The following is an 11,877-nucleotide window of genomic DNA, read 5'->3' as shown; positions in this document are numbered from 1 at the left end:
GCGCTGTGAGGCGTTGAGCTAACCGATACTAATGGCCCGTGCGGCTTGGCCATATAACGCCCAAGGGGTGTTGGCGCCGTAACGCAAGACGAAGAATTGAAGGTGCTTGGTGACAGACCGAGACTTGAGAGACAGAACTTGATCAGTGCGAATTGGGTGTACTGCACCGAAACGGGAAAGCCATAGAGCGATCCTGAACCATACCGCAGTCACCAACCAGTTTGCTTGACGACGATAGAGCTGTGGAACCACCTGACTCCTTGCCGAACTCAGAAGTGAAACGCAGCCTCGCCGATGGTAGTGTGGGGTATCCCCATGTGAGAGTAGGTCATCGTCAAGCTTTTAATACCAACCCCCGGTACCGATAGGTATCGGGGGTTTTTGCGTTGTGGGGTCGGGACATTGGCGTGCCGATGGAGTGCTCCGGGGCACAGTAAGGTTCGATGGTGGGCAGTGCCCACCCTACATGGTGGCACCGTACCCGTAGGGTGGGCACCGCCCACCAGGGGAGGATACCGCTCTCGCCGTCAATGACGACCGCCTCTGTCGTAGGTTGGATTAGCCGGCAGGCGTAATCCAACATCATACCAATGGCACCGGTCCTTACCGGGGTCGCCATCGTTGGATTACGCTCCGCTACCGATGCCGGAGTGCCGGACCAGACGTACCGATCCAACCTACTGTTCAACCACCATCAATGCCATCATAGCGAAAACCTCAACCGACCCATCCCTACCATGAACCTCAAAACAAGCCTGGGCATCCAAAGCGAATACGTCGTCAGCCATCTCGAGTCCGAACTCGACGACCGTGACGATTATCTGATCTTCAAAACCCCAAACAGCCCGGATTATTTCTTCGGCAACCTCCTCGCCCTGAAACAACCCCTCGCCTCCAAAACCCGCGAGGAATGGGAAGCCTGTTTCGACGAGGCGTTCAAATCCATAGCCGGCATTCGCCACCGCACCTTCCTGTGGCGCTACAACGAAAACGATCTGATGGAGATCGTGGAGCGGTTCAAACAGGCCGGCTACCAGTATCAGGAAGAGCACATTCTGGCGATGAACTCACACGACCTGATCACGCCCGATCAATTGAATACCGACTTTGAGATCCGACCGCTAACGGACGAATCGGATTGGCAGCAATGGGTAGAGATCGGTGTCGAGGCTCGCGACGAGGGGCATGCCGAATCGGATTTTCGGCATTACCGCCTGGGGCGGATGAACATCTATCGGGCGCTCGATGAGCAGGGGTGTGGGCGTTTCTACGGTGTGTTCGATGCCGGGCGACTGATCGGTTATGCGGGTGTTTATCACCTGAATGGCTTGGCGCGCTTTCAGGATGTGATGGTGTTGTCCGGATATCGCCGCCGAGGCATTGCCCGGACACTCATCCATCATCTGGCTCAATGGGTGGCGCAGTATGCGGATCGGCAGGTGATCATCGCCGATGCGCATTATCACGCCACGGTGCTGTACCAGAACCTGGGCTTTCGCATCGTCGAGCGCGAGGCCGGTTTGTGTTGGTGGCCGAAAGCCGAAGCCGTCTAGCGGTTATATCTTCCTGTAGATCAAATCCCAGACGCCATGGCCCAGCCGTTTGCCGCGCTGCTCGAACTTGGTTTCGGGGCGGTGGGCCGGACGGCCCGGCTGGAACTGGCCCTGGCCTGCGGTGTTCTCAAAACCTTCGGCGGCTTCCATCACGTCCATCATGTGTTCGGCATAGTTTTCCCAGTCCGTCGCCATGTGGAAGGTGCCGCCGCTTTTCAGTTTACGGCGGACCAGCTGCGCGAATTCCGGTTGAACGATGCGGCGCTTATGATGGCGCTTTTTGTGCCAGGGGTCCGGGAAGAACAACTGGATGGTATCCAGACTGGCATCGGGCAGACAATCGCTCAGTACCTCGACGGCGTCCTCCTTGTAGATGCGAATATTCTCCGCGCCGGCCTCCAGAATATGATGCAGTAATCGACCCACGCCGGGGGTATGCACTTCCACGCCGATGAAATCTTTTTCCGGTGCCTGTTGGGCCATCTCGAATAAAGAGTCACCGTTTCCGAAGCCGATTTCGAACACCCTGGGCGCATCGCGACCAAAGAGCTTCTCCGGTTCGATCCGGCCGTCGCCGAGTTCCAGGCCGAACTTTGGCCAGCCATTGTCCATGGCCAGCTTCTGGCCTTCGGTCATGCGCCCGGTGCGCATGACGAAACTGCGAATCTTGCGTTGAATGGGCGTGCGTTCTTGAGTCATCTGTTGGTCCGTAGAAGTCGGCGTCGGCGTTCAGCCGGCGCGCCAGCATTGCCAGGCCAGGGAACCCCAGCCAATCAGGAAGAGAACACCGCCCAGGGGCGTGACAGCGCCCAGAAGCGGTTGATTGAGCAGTACCAACCCATAGAGGCTGCCACTGAAAAAGAGGACGCCCAGCCCCAGCGACCAGGCCGGCAATGCTAGCGAAGGCATGCCGGGTTGTCGGCCGAGCAGGGCGACCAGCAGCAGGCCGAGCCCGTGCACCAATTGATAGAGGACGGCGGTGTCCCAGGTGTCGAGCCGGGCCGGTATCACCCGGTCCGCCAGCGCATGGCTGCCGAAGGCCCCAAGGGCCACACCCAGAAGCAGGATGACGGCGGCGATGGGAACAACCCGGGAGGTGTGCTGCATGGGATCGTGCTCGGTTAACGGTTGATGTGTAGCCATAAAAAAGCCGCTGAAGGCAGCGGCTTTCTCGCGCGTGATGACAGGCGAGTATTTAGAACTCGATGCTCATCACCTTTTTGACTTTCTTCATGGCGTTCTTTTCCAGCTGGCGAATACGCTCGGCGGAAACACCATAGACATCGGCCAGTTCGTGCAGCGTGGCTTTATTCTCGTTCAGCCACCGCTTCTGAATGATGTCGCGTGAGCGCTCGTCCAGATCTTCCAATGCGGCGAACAGCTGTTCGTTGGCATCGGTTTCGTAGTTCTCCTGCTCGACAACAGACGCCGGGTCGGCACCACTGGCCTCCAGGTAATGCACCGGAGACAGAGCCGGGCCTTCGTCGTCGTCCTCGGTGGGCGCGTCGAAGGTGGCGTCGTGCGCGGTCAGGCGGCCTTCCATTTCGTAGACGGTCTTGAGGTTGACCCCGAGACTGTCGGCGATGGCTTGCGCTTCACGCTCGTTCAACCAGCCGAGGCGCTTCTTGGAGCTGCGCAGGTTGAAGAACAGCTTGCGCTGGGCCTTGGTGGTGGCCACTTTGACGATGCGCCAGTTGCGCAGGATGAACTCGTGGATTTCAGCCTTGATCCAGTGAACCGCGAAGGATACGAGGCGCACACCCACTTCCGGGTTGAAACGGCGCACCGCCTTCATCAGGCCTACGTTGCCTTCCTGGATCAGGTCGGCCTGGTTGAGGCCGTAACCGGAATAACTCTTGGCAATGTGAACAACGAAACGCAGGTGTGACAGTACCAGGCGGCGAGCGGCGTCGATGTCTTCCTGATAATAAAGACGCTCGGCCAGTTCTTTCTCCTCGTCCGCGGTCAGGAGATCGAAGGCGTTCACAGCCTGAATGTAGGACTCCAGATTTTGGCCCGGAGCCAGAGAGTCCAGCGCCAGGGCCGGAACACTGTTGTTCAGTTTCACGTTATCTCCCTCCCCATCACTGTGTCAGTAACGGTGGATGCAGTTTAATTCACTGGTAATAATACCAGAAATCCCATATCACCCCTAGCGTGGCCGGTAAAAGTTGTGCAAACCAATACAGTCTATTGATACCGGCAATAGCATCAGACTAATACAGGCCGTCTTTGACATCTTGATTACGATCAAGTCTTTGGACTGGATCACCGCAGACCATTCTAACGCGGTTCGGCATCCCGCAGATGGCGCCACAGCGCAATGCGCGCGCCCAGCAGGCTCACACCGATCGCCGAGCCCACCAGAACCAGGCTTTCGCGGGGGCCCAGCCAGGCGATGTCGGCACTGAGGCCATAGGTGCTCAGAAAGGCGCCGAGCGGTGCATGCAGCCACCAGGCCAGCAGGCTGACCAGCAACCAGGCGGCCAAACCACCGAGCAAGCCGTACCAGATACCCAGGTAAACAAAGGGCCGGCGCACGAACGCCTCGGTGGCTCCAAGCAGCTTGATGATGCGAATTTCTTCCTTGCGGGATTCGATGGCCAGCCGAATGGTGTTTCCCACCACCAGCAACACGGCGATACCGAGGAGAATCGCAAGGCCGGTCACCAGGCTGGAAATCAATTCCAGAAAGCGGTTCAGGCGGTCGATCCAGGCCAGGTCGAGCTGAACATCCTCGACCTCGGGCAGCCCGTCGATGATCAGCCGGAGCGCCTCCAACTGACTGCTGTTCTGCTGGGTCGGTATGACGACAATACTGGCCGGCAGCGGGTTGCCCTCCAGATTCAGCGAATCCGACGACAGGGTCAGGGTCTCACGGAAGGAGGTCCAGGCCTCGTCCGCGCTGATGTAATAGGCGCGCAGGACCTCCGGCCGCTCGTCCAGTTCGCCGGTGAGTCGTTCGCCCTGGTCCTGGCTGACCTCACTGCGCAGATAGAGCGTGATCTGGCCGCCTTCCTGCCACTGTTCGGTTTGCTGTTGCAGGGAACTGAGCGCCAGATAGAACAGGGTGGGCAGCGTCAGGGCGATGGCGATCACCAACCAGGTCAGCGCGCTGGAGACCGGGTTGCGCACCAGTCGCATCAGCGAGGACAGGGCGCTGTCCTTGTGGTGGCGCAACCAGGCGGAACGGTTGGACTCGCCGGTCACACGGCGTCGGTTGGTGGCCTTTCGGGCGGACTGGGCCGTCATGATGCCGCTCCGCTGAAGGGGGTGGTGAGCAGACGGCCTTCCTGCAACGACACGACCCGATAATTGAGGCGGGCGATCAGCCCCAGGTCGTGACTGGCGATCAGCACCGTGGTGCCGACCCGGTTGAATTCGGCGAACAATCGCATGATGTCCTTGGACAGCGCCGGGTCCAGATTACCGGTGGGCTCGTCGGCCAGCAGAATGGCGGGTTTCTTGACCACGGCCCGGGCAATGCCGACGCGCTGCTGTTCCCCGCCCGACAACTGGATGGGTTGGTATTTCTCGCGCTTGAGCAGACCGACCTTGTCGAGCGCGGCGCGCACCCGGCGCGTAACATCGTTCGGATGCTCGCCGGCGATGATCAGCGGCAGGGCGACGTTGTCGAAGACGGTCTGATCCATCAGCAGTTGATGATCCTGGTGAACGATGCCCAGATGGCGCCGGAAATGAGGGACCTGATAGGCCCGGAGCCGGTTCAGCAACTGGCCGTTGACCCGCAGTTGGCCCGACGAGGGCTTTTCGATCCGGGTGATCAGTTTCAGCATGGTACTCTTGCCGGCGCCGCTGTGGCCGGTCAGGAACACCATTTCACCCTTTTCGATGTGCAGGGACACGCTCGACAGGGCTTCATGCCCGCCTTCGTAACGCTTGCTGACCTGATCGAAATGAATCATTCGGCGCGGGTATCCAGCAGGGCGTCGACGAAATCCTCGGCCGTGAAAGGCCGCAAATCGTCCAGTTGCTCGCCCACGCCGATGAAACGCACCGGCAGGCCGAGCTTCTTGGCCAGTGCGAAGATCACCCCGCCCCGGGCGGTGCCGTCCAGCTTGGTCAGCGCCAGGCCGGTCAGGTTGACCGCCTCGGTAAAGGCCTGGGCCTGGCTGATGGCGTTCTGGCCGGTGCCGGCGTCCAGTACCAGCAGCACTTCGTGCGGAGCATTTTCGTCGAGCTTTTTCATCACCCGCACGACCTTGGCCAGCTCGTTCATCAGATTTTCTTTATTGTGCAGGCGGCCGGCGGTGTCGGCGATAACCACATCCACGCCCCGCGACTGCGCGGCCTGGACGGCATCGAACACCACCGAAGCACTGTCGGCACCGGTGTGCTGGGCAATCACCGGGACATTGTTGCGTTCGCCCCAGGTCTGCAATTGCTCCACGGCGGCGGCCCGGAAGGTGTCCCCGGCGGCCAGCATGACCGAACGACCCTCGCCCTGAAGCTTTTTGGTCAGCTTGCCGATTGTCGTGGTCTTGCCGACGCCGTTCACGCCGACGACCAGAATGACATAGGGTTTGTGCGTCCCATCGATGGCCAGCGGTGCCTCGACCGGCTGCAGCTGGTGTACCAGCGTATCGCGCAGCGCCTGGAAGAGGGCGTCGCTGTCCTTCAGTTCCTTGCGCCCGACCCGCTCGACCAGTTCGTCGAGAATGGCCTGGGTCGCGTCGATGCCGACATCGGCGGTCAGCAACTGGGTTTCCAGTTCTTCCAGCAGGTCGTCGTCGATGCTTTTCTTGCCCAGGAAGACGGAGGCGACACCCTCGGTGAAGCTGGCCCGGGTGCGACCCAGCCCCTGTTTGATGCGGCCGAACCAGGAGGTTTTCTCCTCGGTGGCGGGAGTGGTGTCCTGTTCGGTCTTGGATTTCTTTTTGCCAAAGCCCAGCATGATGGTGATCGGTGCCTGTGTTGATGCCAGTGGAGGGATAATACAGCCGACGTATGCTAGCAAATTGCCGGTGCCAGCCAAAGCACAGGATAGCGATTCACCGCACGCTCCGGTACATTGGGTGTCCCTGAACGACCGATCGACCTATGTTTCACTTCAGTCGCCGTACCCTTTGGATCATCATATACATCACGATTCCGCTGATCTTCGTGCTGAATCAGCTCGGTCCCGATTCGGATGAAGCGCCGTCCGGGCCGGAGCGCCTGATCTGGTCGCTGGACCGGATCGAGTTCCAGCGCGACGACCATTTGTGGACCGTCGAGCTGCCCGACAGCCGCACCGTGCGGCTGACCGTCATTCAGGATCGAATTCCCGCCGAATCGATGACCCTGCCGGATGCGGAAGCCATTCGCACGTCCCGACAGGGCGGTCGCTTCCTGGTGACCGTGGTCAATCCGACCGATCGACGTGCGCTGGAAACCAGTGTCGATTTCCTGCAGCAATGGCTGCCGGACGGCGACCGGCGCGACCTGGTGTTGTCCGGGCCCCTGACGGCTGACCTTCGGGCGGAAGCGCGTCGGCTGACAGCTCCGCTGGCCGGTACCGGGGTCGACAACCAGGTCGCGCCGCAGCCGGCACTGACGCGATTGACGTCGCCGCCGATGGGGTCGCAACGGCAGCTGGCCTTCCTGCTGTGGGTGGGCGTACTGCAGCAGCGACTGAGCGGTTACGAGCCCGAAGTGCGCTGGGACCATCGGGGGCGCCCCAGCGAGGTGCTGATCAATCAGACCCTGGCGCCCGAGGCGCTGGGACCGGTCACCGAAGCCGAGTTGGAGCCGGTGCTGGCCGCCTATCAATCGGCGGCCGAACAGCGCGAGCGCAGCGGTGAGCAAATTCATCGTTATCTGGTGACCACGGCGGTCTATGGCCTGCCGCTGGATTTCCTGCTGACCCAGCCCGAGCGCCTGGCGTCCATTACCCTGACCGATGTCAACGAACAACGTGAACGAACACTGAGCGAGCTCTGAATGGCCAAACGTCCTGCATCACGACGCAAACCGAATTCCGGCAAAGGCGCGGGCACCTTGCGCATCATCGGCGGCGACTATCGGGGTCGCCGTTTGCCCATAGCCGACCTGGACGGCTTGCGCCCGACCGGCGACCGCCAGCGTGAAACCCTGTTCAACTGGCTGCAATTCGAACTGCCGGCGGCCCGGGTCGCCGACCTCTTCGCCGGCACCGGTGCCCTGGGCCTGGAGGCCGCGTCACGCGGAGCGGACGAAGTGTGGTTGATCGAGACGCATCCGGGCGCGGTGCGCGCGCTCAGGGAAGCCGCCGGGCTTTTACAGGGGCCGATTCAGGTGCAACAGGCCGATGCCTTGCAGTGGGTGGCGCAGCGGGCCCCCGCCAGCCTCGACGGCGTCTTCATCGACCCGCCGTTCGCCGCCGATCTGTGGCAGCCCGTGCTGGACGCCCTGGTGGCCAGTGGGTGCCTGAAACCGGGTGCCTTCGTTTATATTGAATCCCCGAAGGACCGGTCGCTGTTGCCACCGGAAGGCTGGATTTCGGAGAAGGAGAAAACTTCCGGCGATGTGACACAGCGATTGTGGCGGTTGCCTCGGGGGCTGTCCGATAATAGTAGGTTGGATTAGCCTAAGGCGTAATCCAACAGGTTCATCATTGGCATGGTCCGCTTTACGGGCACGATTTGGAAGTTGGATTACGCGCTCACGCGCTAATCCAACCTACTGTTCTGGGTCTGCCTCCCTGTATTCCACGTAAAAGATCGGCGGGCTAGCGCCTGCATTGACTCTCCGGCTGTCATCAATCGATGGGCGCCCGCCGACGCTAATTGACCATGGGTCAGTTGCCTTCTAGTGTGAGCCTCATCAGAGGAGAAGAGCCATGTCGCAGGATTCATTGCACGCCCTGTTCGAGACCCAGAAGCAAGCCTATCGGCAGCATCCCTACCCGAGCTACGCGGAGCGCCGCGATCGGTTGCTGCGCCTCAAGCAACTGATACTGGATAACCAGGATGCCATCGGTGAGGCCCTGAATGAGGATTTTGGCGGTCGCTCCGTACACGAAACCGTCAATGCCGAGATTCTGCCGTCGATTCTGGGCCTGAACCATGCGCTCAGGCATCTGAAGGGCTGGATGAAATCCCGTCGTCGCCTGCTGCCAATGCTGTTTCAACCGGCCTGGGGCAGGCTCACACCCCAGCCGCTCGGCGTTGTCGGCATCATGGTGCCCTGGAACTATGCGCTCTATCTCGCTGTCGGACCGCTGACCTCGGCGTTGGCGGCCGGCAATCACTGCATGGTCAAGCTCTCCGAATTCACGCCCCGGTTCGGCGAGCTGTTCGCGCGGTTGGTGCGCGAACACTTCGACCCGGAGGTGCTGACGGTGGTCAATGGCGAAGTCGAGGTGTCGCGGGCATTTTCCGAGTTACCGTTCGACCACCTGCTGTTCACCGGCTCGACCGCGGTGGGACGCCACGTCATGGCCGCCGCCGCCCGCAACCTGACGCCGGTCACGCTGGAGCTCGGCGGCAAGAGCCCGGTTGTGATCGACCGCAGCATACCCGTGCGTGAAGCGGCCGAGCGTCTGGTCTTCGCCAACTGCCTCAATGCCGGCCAAACCTGCGTGGCGCCGGATTACGTGTTGTGTCCGGCCGAACGGGTGGAGGATTTCGTCAACTTCTTCCTGCAGGAAGTGCGGGAGCAGTACGACGATGTGCTCAATAATTCGCACTACTCGGCCATCATCAACGACCGGCAGCGCGAGCGGTTGATGGGCTATCTGCGCCAGGCCGAGGCACAGGGTGCGCAACTGCACTGGAGCGCCGACCTGCCCGGCGGTGAACCGGTGGGGGGCAAGATCCCGCCGGTATTGGTCACCGGCGTCGACCCTGAAGCGGACCTGATGCAGCACGAAATCTTCGGCCCCATCCTACCGGTGATCGCCTACGACGACCTCGACGACGCCATCGCATTCGTCAACGACCGGCCACGTCCGTTGGCGCTCTATGTGTTCGGTTTCGACAAGGCGCTGCGCCAACGCTTCGCCGAAGGCACCCACAGCGGCGCCCTGGTGTTCAACGATGCGCTGTTCCATGTGGCGCTGGAGAATCTGCCGTTCGGCGGTGTCGGCCACAGCGGCATGGGGCATTATCACGGCGATGACGGGTTCGAGACTTTCTCGAAGCTCAAACCGGTGGTCGGCAAGCAACGCCTCAGCACACTCAAGCTGGTCTACCCGCCCTACGATCGCTGGCCTCACCGCCTGATCAAGAAACTCTTCATCCGCTGACCGGCCGCCGCCGCCCGCGTTTGTACCCCGGGGGCGGCTGAGGTAACATTCGCCCGCGTTTGAAACCGGGGAGCCCCGCATGGCCCGTACTGTTGTCTATCCAGGAACCTTCGATCCCATCACTTATGGGCACATGGATCTGATCGAGCGCGCCCTGCGCCAGTTCGACAAGGTCATCGTCGCCGTAGCGGCCAGTCCTAAGAAAAAACCCCTGTTCAGTCTGGAACGGCGGGTGGCCATGGCACGGGAAGTGACCCAGGGCATGGGTAACGTCGAGGTGGAAGGGTTCCACAATCTGCTGGTTGAATTTGCCCGAACCAAGGGCGCTCACACCATTCTGCGCGGCCTGCGCGTGGTCAGCGATTTCGAATACGAGTTTCAGTTGGCCAACATGAACCGGGTGTTGGCGCCGGATGTGGAAAGCTTGTTTTTGACGCCGTCGGAGCAATATTCTTTCATATCGTCGACGTTCGTACGGGAGATCGCCCTGCTCAACGGCGACGTGACCAAGATGGTCCACCCCATCGTGCAAAAGGCCCTGGCCGAGATTTACCAACAGCAGCAGTCGGAAGCGAAAGGCTGAACCGACGCCGCTTTCGAGGATAGACCCTATGGCCCTCTACATCACCGATGAATGCATCAACTGCGATGTGTGCGAGCCCGAGTGCCCGAACAACGCGATTTCCGAAGGGGACGAGATCTACGAGATCGACCCGGCTCTGTGTACGGAGTGCGTCGGTCACTACGACGAACCCCAGTGCCAGCAGGTGTGCCCGGTCGATTGCATTCCCAAGGACCCCGGGCATGTCGAATCCGAAGCCCAGTTGATGGACAAGTACGAACGCATCATGGCCGCCCAGGCCTGAGCGCACTCGCCTGAACGATGCGGAGCGGCCCGGTGCCTGCTCCGCGCGCGGATTCCCCCCGTTATTACCGAAAACTCAATTGCTGACCCGGCTCGATGTGGCGTTCGTCACTGGCGATCATTCCGAGGCTCGCGCCCGGATAGACCAAGTGACTGTGGGTGCGGCTGAAGAACACGCCACCGGTCGGGGCCGTGACCGCCAACCGCTTGGGACCGTCGGCGTCCAGAACAACGATGTCGGCCAGGTGATCCCCCGTCTCGACCCGGGATCCCAGTTCCTTGTGATAGGTGACCAGGCCGTTGGCCGTCGCCGGAATGACCTTGACCTGGTCCACATTGATGGCCCGGGTGAGGCCGGACGGTGGTTGGTGCTCGGCGCCGCTGTCGCGAACAAACCCTTCCGACTCCAGAAAGGCCAGAATGCCCTCGGCATCCCGTCGGGCCAGATCGTCGCTGACGTCGTATTGTCCTCGCAATTCCAGTGTCGCGGCGAAACAGGGCCGGGAAAACGGCTTGCCGGTGGCTTCGGACAGGCACACCCAGGGCTGGGTATGGGTTCCGTCGAATGCCACGACGCCGCGCACGTCCTCTTCCAGTCGAATCGGAAAACCGAGGCAGTCGCCCAACCGGGCACCCTGGTCCCGCTGATGGTCGCCGTAGAATACATGCGGCATGGCGTCGTAGTCGCAATGCAGGTCGAGCATGACGGTCGCGTCCAGCGACAGGCCGAGCAGTGTCCGGTGCAGCCACTCGATTTCGTAGGCCGGGGACTGTTCCTCGACCATTTGGCGCAGCGTCGCGCGCACGATGCGATCGTTGGCCTCGCCATCGTCGCTCAGCTCGGAGCGGACCCGGTCGATCAGATCGTCGCTGTCGATGGCCATACCGCGATTGAAATTCTGCCCGGTCACGGCGTCGAAACGGCCCGGAAACTTGCCGAAGAGCCGCTGGTTCAGGCCGATCGGGTTGGCGTAGGGCACCAGCACAATGCGTTGTGTCAGCTGACCGTCGGCTTCCAGTGCGATCAAACGTTCCATCAGGTGTTGAAGGGCCAGCATACCGGGCCATTCGTCGGCATGCAGACCGGCCTGCAGATAGGCTTTGTGTTCGCCCTGGCCGAATTCGTGGACCGTCAGAAAGCGTTCGTGCCCGGGGGCCGGCGACGGTATCGGAATGCGTTTGGTCTTCATCGGAAAACTCCATGACAACGGCGCCCGCGGCGCCTCATTCGA

At 61.2% G+C, this 11,877-nt stretch carries 13 protein-coding genes and 1 rRNA gene; 7 read left to right on the top strand and 7 right to left on the bottom strand.

The window, feature by feature from the left end; genetic code table 11:
- Window positions 1-224 precede the first annotated feature (224 nt).
- Both rrf and IE111_RS03160 read left to right on the top strand, forming a co-directional pair.
- Window positions 225-340, top strand: a 5S ribosomal RNA gene (gene rrf, locus IE111_RS03165).
- A 397-nt stretch (window positions 341-737) separates the two neighbouring features.
- Window positions 738-1,553, top strand: coding sequence for a GNAT family N-acetyltransferase (locus IE111_RS03160; RefSeq protein WP_189607019.1), 816 nt, complete (start codon window positions 738-740; stop codon window positions 1,551-1,553).
- Between the two features lie 3 nt (window positions 1,554-1,556).
- On the opposite strand, the gene trmB is transcribed toward IE111_RS03160, so the two are convergent.
- From trmB to ftsY, 6 genes are all read right to left on the bottom strand, one after another.
- Entirely contained in the window at window positions 1,557-2,252 is a 696-nt protein-coding gene (trmB, locus tag IE111_RS03155; protein ID WP_189607018.1) for a tRNA (guanosine(46)-N7)-methyltransferase TrmB, read from the bottom strand.
- 30 nt (window positions 2,253-2,282) lie between these two features.
- A complete protein-coding gene (locus IE111_RS03150; RefSeq protein ID WP_229805175.1) occupies window positions 2,283-2,696 on the bottom strand; it encodes a DUF423 domain-containing protein in 414 nt (137 codons plus the stop codon).
- A 52-nt stretch (window positions 2,697-2,748) separates the two neighbouring features.
- Window positions 2,749-3,621: an RNA polymerase sigma factor RpoH gene (gene rpoH, locus IE111_RS03145; protein WP_229805173.1), complete on the bottom strand. Its 873-nt coding sequence runs from the start codon at window positions 3,619-3,621 to the stop codon at window positions 2,749-2,751.
- A gap of 215 nt (window positions 3,622-3,836) precedes the next feature.
- Window positions 3,837-4,805 carry a permease-like cell division protein FtsX gene (gene ftsX / locus IE111_RS03140; protein ID WP_189607017.1) on the bottom strand — a complete coding sequence of 323 codons (969 nt, stop codon included), beginning with the start codon at window positions 4,803-4,805 and terminating at the stop codon, window positions 3,837-3,839.
- Window positions 4,802-5,479, bottom strand: a complete 678-nt coding sequence (ftsE, locus tag IE111_RS03135; RefSeq protein WP_189607016.1) for a cell division ATP-binding protein FtsE — start codon at window positions 5,477-5,479, stop codon at window positions 4,802-4,804. The genes ftsX and ftsE overlap by 4 nt, the downstream gene beginning before the upstream one ends.
- Window positions 5,476-6,468 (bottom strand): signal recognition particle-docking protein FtsY, encoded by a 993-nt coding sequence (gene ftsY / locus IE111_RS03130; protein ID WP_189607015.1) that lies wholly within the window; start codon window positions 6,466-6,468, stop codon window positions 5,476-5,478. The genes ftsE and ftsY overlap by 4 nt, the downstream gene beginning before the upstream one ends.
- Window positions 6,469-6,614: 146 nt before the next feature.
- Between ftsY and IE111_RS03125 the strand changes: the two genes are divergently transcribed.
- The 5 genes from IE111_RS03125 (at window position 6,615) to IE111_RS03105 (ending at window position 10,646) form a co-directional block, all read left to right on the top strand.
- The gene (locus IE111_RS03125; RefSeq protein ID WP_189607014.1) at window positions 6,615-7,496 is read left to right on the top strand and encodes a hypothetical protein; all 882 of its coding nucleotides are present in this window, start codon (window positions 6,615-6,617) and stop codon (window positions 7,494-7,496) included.
- Window positions 7,497-8,120, top strand: coding sequence for a 16S rRNA (guanine(966)-N(2))-methyltransferase RsmD (rsmD, locus tag IE111_RS03120; protein ID WP_189607013.1), 624 nt, complete (start codon window positions 7,497-7,499; stop codon window positions 8,118-8,120).
- A gap of 253 nt (window positions 8,121-8,373) precedes the next feature.
- Window positions 8,374-9,780 carry a coniferyl aldehyde dehydrogenase gene (locus IE111_RS03115; RefSeq protein WP_189607012.1) on the top strand — a complete coding sequence of 469 codons (1,407 nt, stop codon included), beginning with the start codon at window positions 8,374-8,376 and terminating at the stop codon, window positions 9,778-9,780.
- 79 nt (window positions 9,781-9,859) lie between these two features.
- Entirely contained in the window at window positions 9,860-10,363 is a 504-nt protein-coding gene (gene coaD / locus IE111_RS03110; RefSeq protein ID WP_189607011.1) for a pantetheine-phosphate adenylyltransferase, read from the top strand.
- A 28-nt stretch (window positions 10,364-10,391) separates the two neighbouring features.
- Window positions 10,392-10,646: a YfhL family 4Fe-4S dicluster ferredoxin gene (locus IE111_RS03105; RefSeq protein ID WP_189607010.1), complete on the top strand. Its 255-nt coding sequence runs from the start codon at window positions 10,392-10,394 to the stop codon at window positions 10,644-10,646.
- A gap of 64 nt (window positions 10,647-10,710) precedes the next feature.
- On the opposite strand, the gene IE111_RS03100 is transcribed toward IE111_RS03105, so the two are convergent.
- A complete protein-coding gene (locus IE111_RS03100; RefSeq protein ID WP_189607009.1) occupies window positions 10,711-11,835 on the bottom strand; it encodes a succinylglutamate desuccinylase/aspartoacylase family protein in 1,125 nt (374 codons plus the stop codon).
- Window positions 11,836-11,877 lie beyond the last annotated feature (42 nt).

Origin of the sequence: Saccharospirillum salsuginis, from assembly GCF_014651855.1 — a bacterium.
Taxonomy (GTDB): domain Bacteria; phylum Pseudomonadota; class Gammaproteobacteria; order Pseudomonadales; family Natronospirillaceae; genus Saccharospirillum; species Saccharospirillum salsuginis.
The sequence above is the reverse complement of the archived record's forward strand: the minus strand, read 5'-3'. Positions and strand labels throughout refer to the sequence as shown.